Raw genomic sequence first — 21,746 nt, forward strand, 5'->3', positions numbered from 1 at the left:
TCAGAATTGAAGAGTAAAGCAGGCGCCTTCCCTCCGGTTATGATGCCGGATTCCTCCTCTCATAGATTCAGCGATCATTTTCACGATATACAGTCCGAGTCCGGTGCCCGCTTCGATGGGGCGCGTCGTAAAGTAAGGTTCGAATATGCGGTCGGCGATATCATCGGGCACGCCTCCACCGTTGTCAGAGATGTCGATTTTTCTCAGCGTATCATTGACGTCGATTACGATTCTTCCACGGACGTCGGGCCTGGCGATACGCCTCTGGTTGATGGCATCTCGTGCGTTGTTTAAGAGATTGAGGATAGCCTGCTTGAAACGATTCGGGTAGCCGACGATTTCGAAGTCGCCGCCGAACGTTTCGATGACGATATCTGGCATCTGATCGTGCACGATTTCCACGCATTCGAGGATGCTCGATCGTACACGGAATTCTCTCTCTTCTGTCTCTGGTTTCAGGTAATCGCGAAAGTCGTCGATCGTTCGCGACATGTATTGCAATTGAGCAGTAGCGTCGTTTACGACCGATTCGACGGCTTCGGTGGTTAAACCTCCTCCGTGGCTCAACTCCGAAAGGTATTGCATCATCAGCGAGACGGCGTTCAGAGGCTGCTTCCACTGATGGGCGATGGCGCCGAGCATATCGCCCATCGCCGCCGTCTTCGCCTGTTGAATCAACAGACGTTCCGTCTCGCTTTTCTGTTTTTCCTTTTCCGTTTCCGCCGTGACGTCCTTGCACATGGCGTAGAGCACATAGCCCTCGTCGAGATCGACGCGCGAAAGGTCGACGTGTACATTGATTGCGTTTCCGTCGGCTCTGCGATGAAGATAGGTGAATTGCTGTCGGCCTTCATGCTCGGCTCGCGCAAATACCTGTGTTGCCCTTTCTTCGGAGCTCTGACCGTCGATCTGAAGCGGAGGGGCGAAGTCGTGAGGATGCCGTCCTTTGATCTGCTCTCGATCTGAAAGACCGAATAATGCGAGCGCGGCGTCGTTGCAGTCCAGGTAAACGGTGTTCTGTAAGATGAAGACGGCTCCGCCTGCTCTTTCGAAAAGCAATTGATACCGTCGCAGGATGTCGGTGCGACGAAGGATTTCTTCGTCGACCCGGCGTTGCAGATCCTGGTTCAGTTCTTTCAGTTCAGTCTCAAGTCTAACTCTGTCAGAGATATCGTGAATGATCGAGAAAAGGTACTGCCTGTCGTAGATCTGCGCCGGTGTACTGTGTACTTCTACCGTGCGAACCTCGCCTGATGCGAGACGATGCGGGAAGATGAAATAGTTACGCCTCAGCCGTTCCGCCTCATCCATTCGCCGTTTGATCTCATCTCGCGGCAGGGCGTTGATCTGCGAGATGGACATCTGCTCGAGCTCTTCGATGGAATATCCATAGAACAGAGCCGCTGATCGGTTCGCCTTCACGATTCGTCCGTTAACCGGATCAATGAGCAGAAAGATGGAGGAGTGCTTTTCGAAGAAGGATCGGTATTTTAACGACTCCATCATCAGAGCGTCGACGTTGTTCTTCTGCGTCGTTATGTCGGTAAGGTATCCGTAGATAAATGTCGGCCGATTGGATTCATATTCGACGTAGCCATATTCTCGCACCCAGCGGACCGAGCCATCGCGATGGATGATGCGATATGGTTGATGACGATACTGTGTCGCCCTCTGGACGTCGGTATAGAACGTCATTTCCTGAACGATTCTCTGTATGTCTTCCGGATGGATGATCTCACGATGATGCAATCCATCCAGAAATTGTTGTTTTGTATATCCGCAGAGGTCGTTCACGTTCTCTGAAATGGCCAGCACGGTCCACTGCTCATCGGCCTTTCGTTTGAAGAAGACGAGAGGGCCGTGGCTCAGCCGATCGAGAAATCCGATGATCTTTTCATCTTCGATCATAAAAGCCTTACTGTTTTTACGTTCACAAACGATCGAATCCCTTCAAGCGAAAGCTCGCGGCCATAACCCGAGTCTTTTATGCCGCCGAAAGGAAGCGCCGGATCGGATCGGACGGTGGCGTTGATAAAGACGCTTCCCGCCTCGATGAACGGAGCCATCGCCATCGCCCTTTCCGTATCGCCCGCCCATATCGAGGCGCCGAGCCCGAAGCGACTATCGTTAGCCAGTCGAACGGCCTCTTCATCTTCTGAGAAAGGCAGCACGGCTGCAACAGGACCGAAGGCCTCCTCATGATAGAGCTGCATGGCAGGCTGTAACGCGTCGATAATGGTCGGAGCATAATAAGCTCCCTTTTCGAAAAGCGGGCCGCCGCCGAGAACGATTCGCGCTCCGTTTGCGCCTGCATCTTCGACAAGCCCGTGCAGCTCCTCGCGAAGATCTTTTCGTGCGAGCGGCCCGATTTCAGTCTCGGACCGAAGCGGATCGCCGATCTTCAGGGCCTGCATACCGGCGCGAAAAAGATCAAGGAAAGAATCGTATATCTTTTCGTGAACGATGAATCGTTTCGCGGCGATGCAGCTCTGTCCGCTGTTAACGCATCGCGCACGGACGGCGTTCTCGGCCGCAACACGAACATCGGCATCGGCAAGCACGATATAGGGATCAGATCCGCCCAGTTCCAGAACGGCGGGCTTTAAGAAACGGCCGGCAAGGGCGGCAAGCGATCGACCCGCCGCCTCGGAGCCTGTGAGCGTAACGGCCTGGACCTCGGGCATGACGCTTTCGAGTCGCGAAGCGGGAAGAAGTAGCGTTCCAAAAACTCCGTCAGGAAATCCGGCCATTCGAAAGATCTCTTCGATCTCCAGTGCGCATCGGCTCACATTCGAAGAGTGTTTGAGTAGCATGACGTTTCCCGCGGCAAGGGCGGGCACGGCGGCGCGAAAAACCTGCCAGAACGGGAAGTTCCATGGCATGACGGCAAGCACGATACCGAGCGGATCAAAACGAACAGAGGAATGGCGAAATGGAGCGGAAGGACGGATCTCGGTCTGCAAGAAGCGTTCGGCGTTTTCGGCATAATAATCGCAGAGCAGGGCGCATTTGTCGACCTCTGCCAGCGCTTCAGTGATGGGCTTTCCCATCTCAATCGTCATGATGCGGGCGTATTTTTGCTTCCCATCCCGGAGGGTTTTCGCCGCTGATCGCAGCAGGTCCGTGCGACGCATCAGCGGAAGAGATTTCCAGTGAGCAAAGCTCCGACGAGCCCCGTCGATCAATCTCTGAACATCGGCCGGAGTATGAACGGCGAAGGTCTCAACGGTCTCGTCCGTAGCCGGATTGATACTGGTTAGAATCTCCATAGATGGCATTCACATGCCGGGAGCCCGCCTGACGTTCAAGGATTATTTCGATCATCCTCGTGCGGCAGTGCTCCGTTATCAAGGGCTTCGAGGCTTGCTTCAAGCTTGCGTTCCTGCTCCGTTTCTGTAAAGAATTGCAGAATCTCTTTCAGGTCGCCCGTAAAGCCCAGCAATGTGGCCGCTTCGCTGTGTATCTTTTCGTTCTGGCTGAGATGGCCGGTTACGGCCTTCATTACGGTATTCAGTCCGATTCCGATCTCGTTCAGCGCGTATCTCTGCTCTTTGCTATTGGCTGAGATAAATTTGACGATTTCGTTAATCTCGTTGTTACGTTCGGCGACGAATTGATTGGTGAGGCTCAGGTCGTTGCGGGTTTTTGCAATCTCTTCTATGACGTCGTTGATCGTGTTCATGTCGACAAGAACGCGGTTGAAAAGTCGTGCCGCTTCCGTAGCGTTTTCGAAACCGCGCTTGCTTTCTTCTCGGTTTCCCTGTACGAGCGAGCTGATGTTTTTCACGCTCTCTGAGATACGGTCGGCGAGTCGCGACACCTCGTCGGCGACGACGGCAAAGCCGCGTCCGGCCTCGCCGGCACGCGCCGCCTCAATCGAAGCGTTCAGAGCAAGCAGGTTGACCTGCTTCGAAATATCGTTGATAAAACCCACGATGCCTTCGATCTGATTGGCGCGATCGTCCAGGCTGCGCATCGCATCTTTTAGATCTTTAAGAAGAGATCGTCCGATGGACGCCTCGCTTCGCGTTGAGTTATAGAGGGAGTTCAGCTGATTCACAGTCTCATTCATCTTGCCGATTGTGACCGTGAGTTTTTCGATGGCCTGTAGATATTGATCGATGTTGCCGATCTGCTGCTGCGTCTTGTGATCGACCTCTTCAACCGTCGTCAGGATTTCCGTGCTTGAAGTGGCGATCTCTTCTACCGTCGCCGATATGGCCTGGAACTGCTGACGGTTCTCTTCGGTAAGAAGAAGGTTCTGCTGATTGCGTCTGAGGATGAGACCGATCGTAAAACGTGTCTGGTTCACGATGCTCTGCAGCTTTTCAATGAGCTCGTTCAGGTGCAGCGAAAGCTGGCCGAGGCTATCGCCGGTAATATACTCGATGTGCGCCTGAAGATCGCCCTCGGCAAGCCGTGTTACCTGATCCTTCAAGCTGCGAACGCTTCCAAGATTGAAAAACAGAAGCAGATGCATGCCGGCTGAGAATGCCAGGGCAAGCGGAAACATGACGAGAGAGATATAGAAAAGAAGATGGTCTACGTTCTTTTCAAGATGCTTCGCATCGGTCAGGAGCAGCACGGAAAGCGGCCCGCCCTGATGAGGACCGATGAGCACGCGATCGACATTGTCTTCGTGATAGTAGACGACCTGCGGTTTTCTTTCGTCGCCCGAAAACTCAGCGTCTTCGAGCGAGGCGAAGCTCTTCCCGATAAGAGAAGTATCAGGATGATACGCGATCGTTCCATCTTCTCTTGCAAGAACAATGTGCAATCCTGCGGGCAGGGCGGCCTGTATGAGAGAGAATTCGCCGTGGCCGTCATATATCAGGCCCGCAGCCGTATTTTTACCCGTGCAGGCGGCAAGCAGCAACGCTTTGTCGTTTTCATAAACGACATCAATAAAGAAAGAGCGACCCTTCCATTGATCGGGTGCGGGCAGGGTAAGCGAGCTTCCTCTGACTATTCCGTCCGCCCATCGAACGATGTATTTCAGCGTCGGGCTTTTCGGATGTTTCAATTGCTGACGGATCTCTTCGTCCGTGGCGTCTCTATCGATCAGAGAGCGGGTCTGTAAACATTGCGCCTCCATGACCTCGAGACGCTGATTGAGCTGCATCTGTAGAACGGTCCGCAGGCCTTCCTTTTCTTTCAGCTCTTCCTGAAACAGCGAGTGGCCGCCCGTAACCTTGATAACGAGAATCAACCAGCCCGTGAAGAAGCCGAGGGCGAGAAAGACCGAAAACGAAACGATCTCTCGTAGTTTATTAAACTGTAGAAGATGAACGGGAGCCTTTAAGAATTGCGTGGCGTTGAGCAGATTTCCGATCAGCAGTCGATGGAAGGCAAGCAGGACAAAGAGCGCGAGGCTTGCCGAGATCAAGGTCTGGGCAATAAACCGAACCGAATCATAGATGCTTGCATCGATAAATGCGAAACGTATCGTCATCGCAAGCACGGCGAGCAAAGTGATGCGTACGCTCAGGTTCAATGTGAACCGGAACGGAATCTGTAGCATCCGGTTCACGCTCTGCGCTCGCTGCTGCTCGCTCCAGGCGTTTAGATTATTCAGCTGTTCGAAATACGAGTCGACATCCTTCCGGTTTCTGAGGTAGCACAGAAGTCCCGCTATGACGGAAACCGAAAGAGAGGCGCCATAAGCGAAGAGAAGCGTCAGCGGCTGGTTGAGCAACGAAGGCTCAAGCAGGATCCTGAAAAGGAAAAAGATCGGCAGTGCAAAGATCGACAGCAGCGCCTCGGGCAGCAGAAAAAGCAACCTCTTGAAGGCCGTCGCTTCCACGGGGACGCGAATCGATCTGACATATTCGAGAATCCTGTCGACTATCAGCATCTCAACTCCATGAATCCTTACAGTATCGGCAGATTTCCCAAAGCGGCGGCGCGCAAAGCGGGGTTTTTACAGCCTGTTCTGAAAGAACTGTTCTTGATTTTGAGCCCGTCTCGAAACCCGTTCAGGTCTCGTTTTCAGGCCCTTTAGCCGGTGGCTAAACGCAGGCTTTCCTATGAGACGGAAGAACGCTGCGTTTTCTAAGCTTGAATCGGCGAGAGTTACTTTTCCAGTCGGTTTTCCATCTTATAGATAACGTCGTCGATATCGATGTTATATTTCGGGAAAATCCGATTCCGGATCATATCGTAACGGACGAGGGAGATGTTGTATTGTATGGAGGCGCGCGTCAGAGCCTGTCTTGCCTGAACGAGCGAATCAAGGGCGTTTTTAACGGCAACGGCCGTAAACCGACCGCGCTGATATCCGTTTACAAGACCGAGATAAAAGGCCTCCGTCTGGCGAAGGGCGTTTCGAGCCTTCTGAAGCGCCTGAAAGCTGACGCGAATCTGATCGTGACCCTGGACGACCTCATCCTTTACCTGTCGTGTAATCTCGGCCTTCTGGATGGTAAGCTGCTTTAACGTAATGCGAGCGTTGCGCGCATCGACCTTCGCCCCTTCATCCCAGAGCGGATATTGCATATAGAACTCCACTCCCGTTTCTGGATAACTTCCGTCGGGAACGGCGTTGAAGGCAGTCGTTCCATGACGGCCCCAGTCGCGACTGGAGTACTTACCACCGATGCGCATCGTAGGCAGCAGGTTGTTGTCGGCCAGCTCGGTAGAAAGGCGGGCAATCTCCATCTGTTTGTCGATGGCCTTCAGGTCGGGGCGATGCTGGAGAGCATATTCCGTATCTTTCTTGATGTCGATATCGGCGGGCAACTCGTCGATGAGATCGGTAGCGCCGGTAAGCTTCAGATTCGGATCAAGATTCATCGTACGCAGAAGATCACGACGCATCGTATTACGATTGAGCTCCGCCGCCTCTACCTGGATCTCGGCCGAGCTGACGAGGGCGTTCCATTGATTCAGTTCGAACCCTTCGGCCAGCCCGATGTTCAATTTCTGAGCCGTGATGTTTCTTATGTTCGTGGTGTTGTTCAGAAGCAGTCTCGACGTCGTCACTTCCTGTTCGGCGATGGCGAGATTCCAGTAGTTGATCATCGTCTGAACGACCAGGCCGGTCAGCTGATATTCAAGCTGCTCTCGCTTGAGCAGCGATTGCTTGCGGGCGATCTCGTTCAGACGTCGCTGGCTATAACCGAAAGAGTTCTTCAGCAGTTCCTGTTGAAGCTGAATGGATACGGCTCCCGTATGAACCGGCGGCTGGGCGAGTCGCGAAAGCAGCGAATTCGAAAGCGCCGTCGCACCTTCGCCGGCATTGGAATCGAAGCGCGTATCAGAGCCTTCCAGTCGCAGGAAGGTGCCGCTTTCAAACAGCTTCTCGATACCGGCCGTATACGTGTTCTGGCTGACCTTCGTTCCTGAAAAGATGGTCGAAGGAAGCGTTTTATCGGTCTTTTGATAGTTCTGCGCCTTGAAATCTACTTTAGGCGTATACTTCGCCTCTTCTTTCAGGAGGTCGGTGTCGGCCTTGACGATCTCAAGCTGTTGCAGGCGAACCGTATTGTTGTTCTGTAGAACGAGCTTGATCGTCTCTTCCATCGTAAGGGATCGCGGCTGCCCGGACTTATCGAGCGGAATCGTCATCAACTCCTCAGCGAAGGGAGACTGTGTTTCCGTCGTCTCTGCATCCGTTTCGGTCTCATCGACGGCCTCTGCGGGCTGAGTCGCATCCTGATCGGTCGTTTCTTTCAGGTTGGACTCCGCCGGGGAGTTCATCGTCGTGGATTTGCACGAGGCGACGAGGAAAAAGAGCATGCCGGAAAGCAGGGTGGTTAGGATTGTTCTTGATAACATGGCAGTTGTAATGATTGTCGGGTTCAAAAATCGTATCCAGATTGGTCCGTCCATAAAAAATATCAATCTCTCTCTAACAGAGGCGTGAAAAACGCCCGCAAAAGGCCTCATAACAATGAAAAACAGACGAATGCGAGACGGTCATTATGTTCGGATTGTTCAGTTTTTACTGAATGGTCGACCGAGCAATCGTTTTCTCGCCGCCCTGTCGCTTCTGATCGTAACGGGCTGTTCTACGCCGCCCCTGCAGACGGATGAGCCGGCCATACCGCTCTTTGACGGCTATCCGCTGCCCGTTGATTCGCTTCAGCCGGCGGGTCCCCTTGTTGTAAAAGGAGACGGCGAGGGCCTCTACAGGCTGGCCGCTCAGAACGATGCAGCCTTAAAAAAGAGGCTCGAACAGGAGGCTACGCCGATTCGCCGGTCGTTCTGCGACGCGTGCAATGATGAGTGTCGTCGTCGCCGTGTCGACGACATGAAAGCCCGTACAGAAAGACGTAACCTGGCCCTGCGAAAGCAACTGAAGCTGCGTCTGGACGCACTTGAGGGTCGCCTTGAGACCCATTCTCGCAGGCAGGGGCCCGATTCTGTGATGTCGGAGTTCCGACGTAACCGGCTTTTGCTCGAAACAGTAGCGGATGAGCGACTGCTTCACATCCAGGAATACTGGCTGCAATCCCTTCTCGCCTGCGAAAGCGCTGTACGGCCCGAGGATCGATTGTTCCTGCCCTATTATACGGCCTATTTCAAGCTTGTGAAGTCCTTGCCTGCGGGATTTGCAGCAGAGTTTTTTCCATAAAGGGGACGGAAAAAACGGCCGACCTTTGCAGAGTGAAAGCCTGGCTTCCTCTTGCTCTTCTAACGGTCTCGGCGCTATCCGCCGCGCCGCGTATCGTTCCCGCTCCCGAACGCCTGCCCGTCGACCTCGCCGCTCTGGCTCGCAAAAATCCGCTTTTACAGTATCGCAGTGGATTGCAGCTCGCCCCCGGAACGGCCGTCGACCTGGACAATGCCCTTCTGTATCTCAACTTCGATGAGCCGGCAGCTCCGTTGCTCAAGGATCGCCGCGGGCTTTACAGGGTACTCGAATCGAATTACACACCCTCCACAGAGGCGCATTCGGGCGATCGATCTGCCTTCTTTCGCTTTCGCCGGCAGATGATCCGGCTACGAACCACTGAAGACCTGTGGCCCCTGCAAAACGAGCAGGCCTTTACTATCAGCTTCTGGATGAGGCCGAGACATTTCTTTCGTTCTTCTAACCTTTTTCGCCGCGTAGCCTACGCCTCTGGAGAGCGCAAAGGTATCGAGATACTGCTGGAGCAGGATCGTCTGCGGCTGAACCTTGAAGGCGTCCTCGTCTATGAAGGCGAGACCGAGCCGTCTCACAGCATACGTGTGCCGCGACCGTTGCAAAAGGATCGCTGGTACCATCTCGCCGTATCTTTCGATCTTCCAAAATCGACCGTTATTGTGTTTCTCGACGGGAAAGAAGAAGGGCGCTTTCGCCTGAATCGCGACGGCCGCCTGCCTGAAATCGACTTCAGCGGGCCGGAGCTTGCGCCGATCCAGCTCGGCGGCGACTTTATAGGACAGATCGACGAGTTGATGATCCTTGCCGGAGCGTTATCCGAGGAGTCCGATCTCGACACTTCGCCTTATGGAAAACTGCAGTACAATCATCAATCCGGACGCGGAACTCTGCCTGTGGTGCCCGTTGTAACCGAAGTCTTTCAGCTCTCCGGAGCTTCAGAAGCGATCGATATCACCGCGAGCGGTGAGGCCGGCGGCGGCTCCTCTCTTCGCCTTTACTACAGAATATCAGATAAGCCCTTTCATGAGAGCAATCGCACGCTTCCCTGGATACAGTTCGCCGATCTTGCCCGGGGTGGAAGCCACCGGCAGAATGTTCCTCAATCGGGACGTTACGTGCAGCTGAGAGGAGAGTGGCAGCCCGATCCTTCGGGAACGATGGGGCCTGTCTTAAAATCCATGGCCATCGAGCAGCATCCGCTGGCTCCGCCGATCAAGCCGAGCGAGGTGCGCATCATTGAAGAGCTGTCGCGCGACGGAAGGATCTGCCTTGAGTGGCGGATCAATCCCGAGATAGAAATAGAAGAGCGCGGCGGTTATCTGGTCCATGTCGGCGTCAGGCCGGGCGAGTACGAGGCCGTTTTGAATAAGGCCTTTGCCGCAAACGATCTCGTTCTGATCCGTCGCCGGAACTTCATCGAGTTTCCCCTGACGGCCGAGGAGCGACGTCTTGAACAGTTGCGACCTGAAAGGATTCGCGAATGGAAGCGTTCCCATATACGTATTTTTCTGGATAACGCCCTTTTATCGCGGGCAAGGTTTACGCAGAACGTGCGCCGTCCTCTACCCTTTTTTGAGCGAAACCATCCATACTATTTTGCCGTCAGTGCCTACATACATGAACAGGCTCCGTCGAAAGTTTCTGCTCCGGCTCGGTCGATTTTCAACGATTGAAAGAGCCCGAGCAGATGAAGACAGGCGAAGCCGCTAAAGTGTTGACGGCCTGCCGGTAAGGGTAAGGCTTATTCATGCGCCTGCCTGCCTTGCTCCTTATTCTCTGCCTGCTTCATTGCTCCGCCGATGTGCGTCAGGTTCCGCTGCGCCGGCCATTTCCCGCTCCGCAGCCCGGCGGAAAGGTCCTGTATATAGGCATCTTCGACATCATCTCGTCGGAGCGCGAAGAGATGGTCGCACCGATGAAGGAATCGTTCCGTTCCTTCCTTCAGTCCGAGCGATACTTCGCCGATGTGCGCGACATGATGAACGATGCCGGGGCTGTCGGCAAAGAAGACGTCATCATAGATATACGCATCGGTATGCAGCTCGATGAGAGTTATAACTGGTGGTATACATGGCCGGGTGTGTATCCCTTCTCTGCCTACTGGCCGTTTCAGGGACGTCAGGCGCGCTATCGCACCGAGATGGACGTGCAGGTGAACGGATTGAGCGAGCAACCCATTCGGTTTATGTGCTCTCGCAGTAACACCGATTCCGTCGTTTTCTATGGCTTCTTTCGCGTCGCCTGGATTGAGTCCATTATTGCACAGACCAATCTTGAAATCTTTGATGAATGCAGTCGTCGTATCGTGCAGACCGTCAGGCTGTACGATACGAAGTCTGAAAAGCCCTCGCCCGAGAAGCCGGGCAGGCGATGAAACAGAGAAACCTCCCGATCTGACGTGATCTACGTTCCGATGGGAGGCTTCACTTTTGAATCGGTCTTAAAACTCAGGGTCAGGACCGATTCATATTAGAAATTCCGTCAATCTTCCAGCGTAGAAAGATCTCCTGCATCCTGTCCCATCTCCTGTGCTTTGAGCAGACGACGCACGATTTTGCCCGACCGTGTTTTCGGCAGGTTCGTGCGGAAGTCGACCTCGCTCGGCGTGGCGATCGGGCCCAGCTCACGACGAACGTGGTCGCGCAGGGTTAGACGGAGGTTCTCGGTCGGCTCATGGCCCGGCCGCAGAACGACGAATCCTTTAATACGCTCACCTTTCACTTCGTCGGGCAGACCGATAACGGCGGCCTCGGCCACGGCCGGATGCGAAACAAAAGCGCCTTCCACTTCGGCCGTGCCGATACGGTGACCGGCAACGTTCATCACGTCGTCGGCGCGACCGAGAACGCAGAAGTATCCGTCTTCATCATAGAAGGCGACGTCGCCCGCCGAATAGCAGCCCGGGAATTCGCTCCAGTATTCTTTATAGCGATCGTCGTCGTTCCAGATCGTCCTCATCATATAGGGCAGAGGGCGACGGATGATCAAGAGGCCGCCTTTGTTAGGCGCTACCTTTTCGCCGTCGGGTGAAACGACATCGACGATCGCGCCCGGCATCGGACGGCCGACCTTGCCCACCTTCGCTTCCATCGACGCAAGAGTGCCAAGAACGGGCGAGGCGATCTCGGTCTGCCACCAGTTGTCGACGATGTATCCGTGATCTTTAAGGATGTTTTTCTGGGCCCAGAGCTGCGCTTCAGGGTTAAGCGGTTCACCGGCCGATGCGATCAGGCGCAGGCTGCGAATATCGTATTTGTTGACGAATTCTTCGCCGAAGCGCATGAACATACGGATGGCCGTCGGCGCCGTAAACATGACGTTCACGCCGTGTCGTTCGACGACCTTCCAGACGACTCCCGGGTCGGGGTAGTTGATGGCGCCTTCGCGAGCAACGATCGTCGCTCCATTCAAGAGCGGCCCGTAGACGATGTAGGAATGTCCGACGATCCAGCCGATATCGGACGTCGACCAGAAGATATCGCCGTCTTTGATATCGTAGAAGGCTCGCGAAAGATAGTAGGTGCCGACCATGTAGCCGCCATGCACATGCACGACGCCTTTCGGGCGTCCCGTCGTACCCGACGTATAGAGAATGAAAAGCGGATCTTCGCTATCCATGATCTCGGGCTCGCACCATTGCGGCTGCGCTTCCATAACCTCGTTGAAATCCACTTCTTTCAGCGAGCCGAATTCGACCTGCGGCTCCTGACGGCGATGAACGACGATATGCTCCACGAATTCAAGATCTTCGACCGCTTCGTCGACGATGCCTTTCAGCGGCACGATCTTTCCGTTACGATAGGTGATATCGGAGCAGATGATTACTTTCGCATGCGAATCTTCGATTCGATTGCGAAGGGCCTGCACGCCCATACCGGCATAGACGACGGAATGGATGGCGCCGATGCGAGCGCAGGCAAGCATCGAATAGATACCCTGCAGCGTAAGAGGCATATAGATGATGACGCGGTCGCCTTTCTTTACTCCCATCGCTTTCAGAGCATTTGCAACCTGACAGACGCGACGGAGCAGGCGATCATAGGTTACGAGAACCTCTTCGCCCTGTTCGCTTGACCAGATGATGGCGACACGGTTTCGATTGGGACCGGCGACGTGACGATCGAGAACGTTTTTTGTGATGTTGAGTTTCCCGTTAAGAAACCATTTATGATGCGGAGCGTTAAACTCCATGACCTTATCCCACTTCTGATCCCATACCAGATCAGATGCGATGCCGCCCCAGAAGCTATCGGGCTGCGTAATAGAATGGAGATACAGTGCTTCGTAGTCCTGAATAAGAGCGTTTTGCTTCAGCGATTCGGTCGGTTGCAGCCGCTGATCCTGCTGCATCAATGTGTCGATCGTACTCATGTGATGAAATCCTCCCCTCAATTTAAACAGTGAGTGTGGTTACCCTGCGTGCAAGCCTCAGGAGATCAAATCATTTTATAAAATGTCTGTAATAATACCGCCGGCTCTTTGTAATGATGAAGTCGGCGTTAATTGAACGTTGTTCAGGAACAAAATGGTTTGTCGTCAAATGATATAGTGGTCGCAATCCGCTATTCAACATCAGAATGCAAGACTTGCCATCGTCATCGTCTGCTTCTCATCAATGCGGCTGAGCAGCTTGAGAAAGAGCTGCGCCGTTATATAGGCGTCGCCTGCGGCCGTATGTCTGGCTGTTCGCCTGATGTTATAGCGATCACAGAGAGCGTCAAGGCTGTATTCTTTCCAGTTGATTTCTTCGGGGTTTTTATTCGGATGCTCAAGGCGCACCGCCATGCGGGCCGTATCGATGCAGCGATTGTAGATCTGCACCGGGAAGTATCTCTTTAGATTGAAACTCAATATCTTTCTGTCGAAGGAGATATGATGCCCTACAACGACATCGCCGCGCAGATACTCGAGAAGAGGCAGCATAACGTCAGAAAGTTCTTCTCCCTTTTGAACGTCCGATGGGCGAAGCCCGTGGATGCCGATGCTTTCATCGGAACCGGCATGCTCCGATCGAACGATGCACTCAAAGGAATCGGCGATGATGATTTCTCTGTTCTGCACGGCGACCGCGCCGATCTCTATAATGTTGTCGCGCTTGAAATCCAGACCGGTCGTTTCGGTGTCAAGCACGACAAGGCGGCTCGATGAAATCCTTGCCGATAGATTCGTGTCGCGCACGGCGATAAGGTACTGCCGTATCGGGTCGGGTAACGATTTGCGAAGCAGCGCAAGGCGAAGACGAAGAGCATCCAAGAACAGACTCCTGAGAAGTTGTTATTTTTTTTCTCTGCTATCGCAGAAGGTCGAGCTGGAATCGAACGCGTACGATTCGCTGTATCTCCTCGATGGTCGAAAAGGTATTACGTAACGTCTGGCGGTCGATCTTGTCGAGTTCTTGAGGATTGATATAGCGGCCGGAGTCGTTATTTCGCAGCCCGTATGTCGCCCGGAATTGCATGTAGATGCCATAGGCCCGGATCGCCTCTTCGTAGATGGAGCGATGATCCGGCTCGAGCTCGATGAGTGTGCGATATCGTTCCACCGTCGAAACCGAATTCAAACGTTCATGACTGATCGTTAACAGACGGGCTGCATCTGCAAGCGGCATCATGCAACGCGCCTTGAGGTCAAAGCGATCTTCATGCGCTCCTGATTTCTCGACGATGAAGTTGCGGAAGAAATTCAACGGGGGCGGATTGGATATGGCGTTCTTCGCCAGAAAAAGCAAAAAGGCCGGGTCCTTCTTTTTATACGTGATGATACAGTTGCGAAGCTCGTCGGCAAGCGAGCTGTCGCCATAGGCCGGGCGCAAATCAAAGAAGATCGTCGTATGCATGACGGCCTTATCGTCGGGCACTCGAATCCAGCGTCCGAAATACTCTTTCCAGGCCGATACGGGTTTGCACCACATCGGGTTGCGCGCCATAATGTCAGACGGGCATTCCTGAAATCCGCAGGAGATCAGAACGTTGTTCACCTCGCGCCCGAGAGCAAGGTAGTAGCGTTCGTATTCATCTTCACGTCCGGGCGGCGGATCGGCATAGACGATGGCGTTATCCTGGTCGGTGCGCAGCAGCTGCTCTTTACGGCCTTCGCTACCAAGCGAGAGCCAGCAGAAGCGATCATCGGGTGACTGCAGGCCCATCTCTTTCAGTTTCTGAATCGATAAATCGATGGCCCGGTCGATCAATTCGTCGTTAATCTCGGTCAACGTACCGGCGATAAACTGAATGGAAACGTTCTGCTGCAAATAATCACGCAGCAACTGTTCGGCCCTGTCGCGAATGCGCGGCAGAGGCGTGAGATCGGTCGCCTGCTCGATCTCTTTCACAAGAACGGCCGGATTGTTGCCGTGAAGAACGAGAACGTCGTGCTCCGAGACCATGCCGCGCACGGCTGACTCAGACGTTCCATCTTCGGTGATGGCGACGTGTTTGATGTTGTGTCGCATCATGAGTACGATGGCGTCGGCCGCTGTCAGCTCGGGCGAAGCGGTGATCACCGGGCTCGACATGATTTCATCTGTGCGGCTGGAAATGGGAAAAAGACCCGTCGCTACCTTCTTTCGCATATCGGAATCGGTGATGATACCAAGCGGATATTGCCGATCGTCGAGCACCATGATGGAGCCGACGCGATGCTCCGTCATGATCTTTGCCGCATCGGAAACAAGCATATCGGGGCGGCATTGAACGACGCGCTTGGAGACGTGAATTTTGAGTATTTCGTCATGGGCGCTGAATTCGCTGCGATCATGGTTTTCCAGCCCCGTCCCGATGTTGCGCTTGTGATAGACGTGCATGCCGGCCGAGAAACCCGAGGAAAAAAAGCGCAGGATGCGCGGGTGCGTGTAGATAATCTTTTTGAAGGGTTCCCAGGGAAGCAGATAAAGGATGCAATCCTCCTCGGCCTTTGCCGTAAAAAGATACAGGCGTCGGGCGAGCAGGGCGGCAATTCCCAGGAGATCGCCTTCGTCCAGGGATTCGACCAGACCCGTTTCATTTTCTTCTTCAATGGTCAGGTGAATATGTCCTTGATTGATCACATAGAACACATCTTCGGGCTGCTCTCCCTGGTGGAAGATCACCTCGCCGGCTTTTCTGAACTGTACGCGGGCAAGGGCGCTCAGGCGAACAAGCTCATCCTCCTCAAGAAAGGAAAAGGGTGGATATTTCTTTAAGAAGTCGGCGATGCGATGCTTCAGGCTTTCAGAGACCATCGGCAAGTAGTCTACTCTCTTTATTAAAAATGTAAAGTAAAATCTCGGCCGCCGACAGCGGTAGCGCAGGAAACGGAGATTCGATTTTCTACGTCCTCAGCGTTCCGGGCAGGCCCGCAAATCATTGCTCGATCTTGAAGGCGATACGGATCGCTCCCCAGTGCTTACCGTTTACATAAACCGGAACGGAAAGGTCGTTCATGATCTCGCCCGTATCGCGGCGGTATGTCTGTAGCAGGTAAGGGGCCTCGTTGCGGGCCGCCTTAAGACCCACCGTATCGTTGAAAAGACGCTTTGTGCGATTCCCCCAGAGATCGGCCTTGTAATCGCCCGTAAGCGGTTTCGAGAATTTGAGGTTATGCGTGGGAATATAACCGTTGTTGTCGTTCATCAGGGCAAAGACGATGCGCGGATCACGGACCAGATAAGCCTCTTCGATATCCTGTATGTACTTATCGGTAAACCAGTCGAAGCGCGTATTGTACTTCACGGGGTTGGTTCCCTCGATGGGCCTGTAGTCGCGGTCCCACAGGTCGTCCATGCTCAATTCGCCCCGGCGCATCCCGTCTTCGAGGGCGGTAGCGCATTCACGCGACATCTCTTCGGCGAAGGTGCGGATGCGTTCGATGATCTCTTTCGTTTCGTCGCCGATTTCGAATTCGTTTGCATGCAGGCGAATGCTATCGGCGTCGGCTCGCAATCGGCCGATCGCCGTCGTGATTTCATTCAGGCTCCCTTCGTCGCCGCGCATCGCCTGATTGATATGCCCGAGATTACCGGCAAAGGTTTCGATGTTCTGAGCCTGTTCTTCTGAGATGGCCGAGATGTTCTGAAGTCGCTCGTTAACGACCTCGATGCTTTCGACGATGCGAATCAGATGCTCTTCGGCGCCGGATGATATCTCAATGCCGCGCCGGGCCTTTTCGTGGCCGTCCTGCACCGTTGCCAGCGTCTGGTCGGTGTTGTCCTTGATGCGGTTTACCGTTTCAGAAATCTCGCGTATCGCCTGTCGCGTGCGATCGGCGAGTTTGCTCACCTCGTCGGCGACGACGGCGAAGCCCTTGCCCGCCTCGCCCGAACGCGCCGCCTCAATGGCTGCATTCAGCGAAAGCAGGTTCGTTTTTTCGGCGATCTCTTCGATGACCTGAACGACGCGATGCACGCGTCTCGTCGATTCAGCCAGGTCGCTCGACGCCTTCACCGTTCGCTCAACAAGATCAGAGAGCGAACGCAGGGAGGCGATCGTTTCAGAGAGCGCCTTTTTGCCTTTCAGGGCGACGTCGTAGGCAAGGTCGGCATGATGTACGGTGCTGGCAATATCCTGCGTCGTCAGGTTGATGTTCTTGCTGAGTTCGCGAATGCCCTCGTCAAGGCGCTGCACCGATTCGGATTGTGAGGTCAGTCGGTTCTGTATGCCCGTCGTGCTCTGTAAGATGGCGTCGGCGGCTCGCGTAACGTCGTCTGACACCGATTGATAGAACATCTGCTGCTGTTCGTACCGGCGGCTTCGAGCCTTCACATCGCTGAGCGTATCGCCGTATGTCTTTTCAAGCTCTTCGTATTTGTGAATGGTTTCGAGTTGATCATGCTGTTCTTTTCGCGTCTGCCGTGCCGTTGTCCAGGCAAGGGATGCGGACGAAAGCAACAGTACGTTAAGACCGATCAGATGCTGCCATTGCGTGAACGGAGATCCTTCGATGAGGTAGGTAAGGGCGTTCAAGGCGACGAGCATCACGACGCCGAATACGGCGAGCGCATTCAGATTGATCACGGCCGAGAGAAAGATGATAGCAAGTACTGTATAAACCCATACGACGGGCTGCGCCGGAGTGGCGATCACAAGGCAGAGGGCGACGATGGCGCAGCCGATCATGCGAATCCAGGGAGAGATGCGCGGAAGCAGCAGGCTTGCGTTGCAGATAAAGGCCACGCCGAGCAGAAGCAGCGCCAGCGGTGAATCGGGCGGAGGAATGAGGGCCAGCAGAAGAAAAAAGACACCGACAAGAAAGGCGGTGATCCGAAGCCCTCGGTTTGTTGATTCCAGTTTCAAATCCGCCCTCCGCAGTTTATTATCTGTGTATTTCAGTCAGTTCTGGCTGCGTACTGAATGAGAGTATTTCACCCGTATTCCGTCAAGAAAATATGCATAATATTGCGAACGTATATCGACTTCCCTTCTATTGATCGGACTTCTGTTCATCATTCTGAAAATTCAAAACGCCGATTTTCACCAGAAGAAAGACGATACCAAGCAGAGCCAGGCCTATGCCCAGGGAAAGCGCAAGGTTGCCGCGAAGAAGCGGTTCAATATAAAAACGGACCGCCATAGTAATCGCGCCGTAAACGCCAAGGAAGATGATGGATTGAAGTCGATTCAGCTGGAAGATGGATTTTTCTTTCATCGTTTTTGCCTGTAAATGCTTGTGCGGATAACAAGAGCCCTTTCGCGCTCACTCCAGACTCTACTTACGAGTCTCCGTAACGGAATCGTCGTAGCAGAGGGGAGTAAAAAAAAGAAAGGGCGCGATTGCTCGCACCCTTTCCCCGATTCTGTAATGGAATCAATGGGCAGAAGCGCCGCCCGCTCCACGCGGATAACGGATGCTTTCTACCAGATCCATAACCTCTTGCGGCGGAGCCGGAGTGAACTTCGATACGACGTAAGCGACGATGAAGTTCAGAAGCATACCGACCGTTCCGATTCCCTCAGGAGAGATACCGAACAGCCAGTTTGCCGCCACATTCTGATCGGCTGCAACCATGAACTTGAAGTAGATGATGTAGCCGGCGGTAAATACCAGACCTGTGATAAGGCCGGCAACGGCGCCTTCGCGGTTCATGCGCTTGTTGAAAATCCCCATGATGATCAGAGGGAAGAACGACGATGCGGCAAGACCGAAGGCAAAGGCCACAACCTGCGCCACGAATCCAGGAGGCTTGATGCCGAAGTAGCCTGCGATGATGACGGCACCACCGGCAGCGATACGAGCGGCCATGAGTTCTCCTTTTTCAGAGATGTTCGGGTTAAGAACGTGATCTTCCCCCCTTTTCCTGGACAGGAGACAGTAAAATGAAAAGGGGTAATTTATGGGCAAAAGAGGCCAGCATTACGATGATAGCTTTCGCAGAATGGCGGTGGATCGGTGGATTCGCGGCGGCAAAACCAGCAAGGAAGTAGCCGACGATCTTGGAATCTCTGTCAATTCCTTGAGAGCATGGAAAGCGCTGTATCTATCAGAACCGGGTGGACCCCAGCAGCAAAACCTGCAAGAGGAAGTTAATCGTTTAAAAAAGGAAGTCATGGAGCTACAGGAGGAGCGCGATATTCTAAAAAAGTCCGTTGCCATCTTCTTGAAACCCCGAAAATGAAATTCGCCTGGATACAGGAGAATCGCTCCGAGTTTTCGGTAAGGAAGATGTGCCGTGTGCTTGATGTATCGGAGAGCGGCTTTTATGAATCACAGATTCGACCTCCTTCACAGCGCTCAACAGAAGATGCTCGAATTGTGGAAGCAATCAGAGTGATCGCTGATGAAACGTTTGGTACCTATGGCAGTCCTCGCGTGACTCCGGAGCTCCATAATACAGGCATGAAAGTTAACCGAAAGCGGGTGGAAAGGCTGATGAGGGAAAACGACATTTCTGCAAGAAATCCGAGGGTTTTTCGTGTAAAGACGACGGATTCCAATCATGAATTGCCGGTTTCGCCCGATCTTGTTCAGCGAAACTTTGAGCCAGGTGCACTTGATCGAATCTGGGTAACTGATATCACCTATATCGAAACAACCGGAGGATTCGCTTACCTGACGACCTTCATGGACCTTGGAAATCGTGAAATCGTCGGCTGGAAACTTTCTGACAATATGCGATCGGAGTCGATCGTTGCCGCTTTGAGGCAGGCCTTGAATCGAAGGGGGCAGAATACCAAAGGCCTGATTATACATTCAGATCGTGGGGTACAATATGCATCGAAAGAGTATCGTGATGTATTGAAAGGTAAGAAGATAAGCCAGAGCATGAGTCGCAAAGGGAACTGCTGGGACAATGCTGTTCAGGAATCGTTCTTCCATACCTTGAAAACTGAATGTTTATACAGAATCGGGTTTTTTCCGAATTTTGAAGACCTACGAAGAATTCTGTTTGACTATATCGAAGTGTTCTACAACCGTAGAAGGAGGCATTCTGCTCTCGGGTACTTAAGCCCGGTAGCTTATGCACAGCAAATTGCATGATTCCCTCCGGAATATTGGGGGAAGATCAACGCTCTTGATCAGGTCATGCGCCACAGAGGTCGAGATGACAAGCAACAGACCCGCAGCAGTCGACAGAGCGGCGGCAAGACCACCGGCAGCGACGAGAGCCACGACCCAGTTCGGCAGGCCGCCGATCTCGGGGTTAGCCAGAACCATGATGTCACGGTCTACAGTGAGTTCATTGCCCTTCCAGCCCGCTTCTTCGGCCGCTTTCAGAACGGATTCGTTCTTGGTCTTGTCGTTGTAGTACTGAACCAGACCGTCGCCGTTTTTATCTTCGAACTTCAGAAGACCGGTTTCTTTCCAGTTTTCGAACCAAGAAGGCAGTTCGGCAACGGGCTTGTTGTGAACGGTCTGAACAAGGTTCGTACGGGCGAAGGCGCCGACAGCGGGAGCCGTCGTATACAGCAGGGCGATGAAGAACAGGGCCCAGCCTGCAGACGTACGGGCGTCGCGTACTTTCGGAACCGTATAGAAGCGAACGATCACGTGCGGAAGACCGGCCGTTCCCACCATAAGGGCGACGGTAATGGCGAACATGTCGATCATGTTCTTCGTGCCCGCCGTATAGGCGTCAAAGCCGAGTTCAGTCGTCAGTCCGTCGAGACGATCGAGCAGGTAAATGTTCGATCCATCACTGAGTGTAGCGCCGAGACCGAGCTGCGGAATCACATGCCCCGTCATCATCAGCGAAAGGAAGATGGCCGGCACCAGATAAGCGACGATCAAGACGCAGTACTGAGCTACCTGAGTCCACGTAATGCCCTTCATACCACCGAGAACGGCGTAGAAGAACACAAGCACCATACCGATCACAACGCCGAGGTTGATGTCTACTTCGAGGAATCGTGAGAATACGATTCCTACGCCGCGCATCTGACCGGCTACGTAGGTGAACGACACGAAGATGGCGGCCACAACGGCAACCAGTCGAGCCGCTTTTGAATAGTAGCGGTCGCCGACGAAGTCGGGAACGGTGAACTTGCCGAACTTACGCAGATAGGGGGCAAGCAGCATGGCAAGAAGCACATAACCGCCGGTCCAGCCCATCAGATAGACGGCTCCGGAATAACCCATGAACGAGATCATACCCGCCATGGAGATGAACGATGCAGCCGACATCCAGTCAGCGCCCGTGGCCATACCGTTAGCAATCGGAGGAACCGATGCAGCGGCTACATAAAAGTCTTTCGTGCTTTTCGCCCGGGACCAGATGGCGATCCCGATGTAGAGGGCGAAAGAAAGCCCGACGATGATATATGTCCAAACTTGAACAGACATTCTGTCTCTCTCCTACCTTATATTTGTTTTCTCTCAGTCCTCGTGGACGTCGAATTCTTCGTCGAGTCTATCCATCAGCCATACGTAGATGACGATGAGAAAGACGAAGATGATCATCGAACCCTGCTGTGCAAACCAGAAGCCCAGCTGGAATCCGAAGAGCCTAATACTGTTCAGGGAGTCAGCAAACAGAATCCCTGCCCCGTACGATACCAGGAACCATACGGCAAGAAGGATACCCACGTAGGTGAGGTTCTTCATCCAGTAGTCCCGAAGGTTTTTACCGCTCATTCAGCTTCTCCTTCAATAGAGTCGGGGTTTGACCCCCGCTGTCGGGTCATCGCTGACCCATCTTACCGGCATCGCCGGAAGACCGTTATCAACTCCGATTCTCAGAACGATT

General features: G+C 53.6%; 17 protein-coding genes. 5 read left to right on the plus strand and 12 right to left on the minus strand.

The features are described 5' to 3' along the window. From LEPIL_RS19535 to LEPIL_RS19550, 4 genes are all read right to left on the minus strand, one after another. Positions 1-1,908: a PAS domain-containing sensor histidine kinase gene (locus LEPIL_RS19535; RefSeq protein WP_002775271.1), complete on the minus strand. Its 1,908-nt coding sequence runs from the start codon at positions 1,906-1,908 to the stop codon at positions 1-3. Then, a complete protein-coding gene (locus tag LEPIL_RS19540; protein WP_002775273.1) occupies positions 1,905-3,269 on the minus strand; it encodes an NAD-dependent succinate-semialdehyde dehydrogenase in 1,365 nt (454 codons plus the stop codon). Before LEPIL_RS19540 ends, LEPIL_RS19535 begins: the two co-directional genes overlap by 4 nt. Positions 3,270-3,304: 35 nt before the next feature. Further along, a complete protein-coding gene (locus LEPIL_RS19545; RefSeq protein ID WP_002775275.1) occupies positions 3,305-5,854 on the minus strand; it encodes a methyl-accepting chemotaxis protein in 2,550 nt (849 codons plus the stop codon). A 218-nt stretch (positions 5,855-6,072) separates the two neighbouring features. After that, complete coding sequence (locus tag LEPIL_RS19550; protein WP_169314836.1) at positions 6,073-7,776, minus strand: TolC family protein; 1,704 nt, start codon at positions 7,774-7,776, stop codon at positions 6,073-6,075. Between the two features lie 115 nt (positions 7,777-7,891). Here LEPIL_RS19550 and LEPIL_RS19555 point away from each other — a divergent pair, with 115 nt between their 5' ends. The 3 genes from LEPIL_RS19555 to LEPIL_RS19565 all read left to right on the plus strand — a co-directional run bounded on the left by LEPIL_RS19555 (position 7,892) and on the right by LEPIL_RS19565 (position 10,964). Beyond that, on the plus strand, positions 7,892-8,575 hold the full coding sequence (locus tag LEPIL_RS19555) for a hypothetical protein (protein WP_002775279.1): 684 nt from the start codon (positions 7,892-7,894) through the stop codon (positions 8,573-8,575). A gap of 32 nt (positions 8,576-8,607) precedes the next feature. Then, positions 8,608-10,263, plus strand: a complete 1,656-nt coding sequence (locus LEPIL_RS19560; RefSeq protein ID WP_002775281.1) for a LamG domain-containing protein — start codon at positions 8,608-8,610, stop codon at positions 10,261-10,263. Positions 10,264-10,337: 74 nt separating this feature from the next. Further along, positions 10,338-10,964, plus strand: a complete 627-nt coding sequence (locus LEPIL_RS19565; protein ID WP_002775283.1) for an LBF_2127 family putative lipoprotein — start codon at positions 10,338-10,340, stop codon at positions 10,962-10,964. 107 nt (positions 10,965-11,071) lie between these two features. Here LEPIL_RS19565 and acs read toward each other — a convergent pair whose 3' ends face one another. From acs to LEPIL_RS19595, 6 genes are all read right to left on the minus strand, one after another. Further along, positions 11,072-12,961, minus strand: a complete 1,890-nt coding sequence (gene acs / locus LEPIL_RS19570; protein ID WP_002775285.1) for an acetate--CoA ligase — start codon at positions 12,959-12,961, stop codon at positions 11,072-11,074. A 201-nt stretch (positions 12,962-13,162) separates the two neighbouring features. Continuing rightward, positions 13,163-13,843: a 3'-5' exonuclease gene (locus LEPIL_RS19575; RefSeq protein WP_002775287.1), complete on the minus strand. Its 681-nt coding sequence runs from the start codon at positions 13,841-13,843 to the stop codon at positions 13,163-13,165. 37 nt (positions 13,844-13,880) lie between these two features. Beyond that, on the minus strand, positions 13,881-15,809 hold the full coding sequence (locus tag LEPIL_RS19580) for a DUF294 nucleotidyltransferase-like domain-containing protein (protein ID WP_002775289.1): 1,929 nt from the start codon (positions 15,807-15,809) through the stop codon (positions 13,881-13,883). A 121-nt stretch (positions 15,810-15,930) separates the two neighbouring features. Next, entirely contained in the window at positions 15,931-17,859 is a 1,929-nt protein-coding gene (locus LEPIL_RS19585; RefSeq protein WP_002775291.1) for a methyl-accepting chemotaxis protein, read from the minus strand. Between the two features lie 127 nt (positions 17,860-17,986). Then, on the minus strand, positions 17,987-18,211 hold the full coding sequence (locus LEPIL_RS19590) for a hypothetical protein (RefSeq protein ID WP_002775293.1): 225 nt from the start codon (positions 18,209-18,211) through the stop codon (positions 17,987-17,989). Between the two features lie 159 nt (positions 18,212-18,370). Further along, on the minus strand, positions 18,371-18,805 hold the full coding sequence (locus tag LEPIL_RS19595) for a sodium:solute symporter family transporter (RefSeq protein WP_040919155.1): 435 nt from the start codon (positions 18,803-18,805) through the stop codon (positions 18,371-18,373). A 91-nt stretch (positions 18,806-18,896) separates the two neighbouring features. Between LEPIL_RS19595 and LEPIL_RS19600 the strand changes: the two genes are divergently transcribed. Next, positions 18,897-19,178 (plus strand): transposase, encoded by a 282-nt coding sequence (locus LEPIL_RS19600; RefSeq protein ID WP_002769616.1) that lies wholly within the window; start codon positions 18,897-18,899, stop codon positions 19,176-19,178. Next, positions 19,175-20,041: an IS3 family transposase gene (locus LEPIL_RS19605; RefSeq protein ID WP_002771521.1), complete on the plus strand. Its 867-nt coding sequence runs from the start codon at positions 19,175-19,177 to the stop codon at positions 20,039-20,041. Before LEPIL_RS19600 ends, LEPIL_RS19605 begins: the two co-directional genes overlap by 4 nt. Here LEPIL_RS19605 and LEPIL_RS19610 read toward each other — a convergent pair. Beyond that, entirely contained in the window at positions 20,006-21,343 is a 1,338-nt protein-coding gene (locus LEPIL_RS19610) for a sodium:solute symporter family protein (RefSeq protein WP_081476507.1), read from the minus strand. The two genes, LEPIL_RS19605 and LEPIL_RS19610, sit on opposite strands and share 36 nt — an antisense overlap. Before the next feature lie 33 nt (positions 21,344-21,376). Then, a complete protein-coding gene (locus tag LEPIL_RS19615) occupies positions 21,377-21,634 on the minus strand; it encodes a DUF4212 domain-containing protein (RefSeq protein ID WP_002775296.1) in 258 nt (85 codons plus the stop codon). Between the last annotated feature and the right edge of the window lie 112 nt (positions 21,635-21,746).

This window comes from Leptonema illini DSM 21528, from assembly GCF_000243335.1.
GTDB lineage: Bacteria > Spirochaetota > Leptospiria > Leptospirales > Leptonemataceae > Leptonema > Leptonema illini.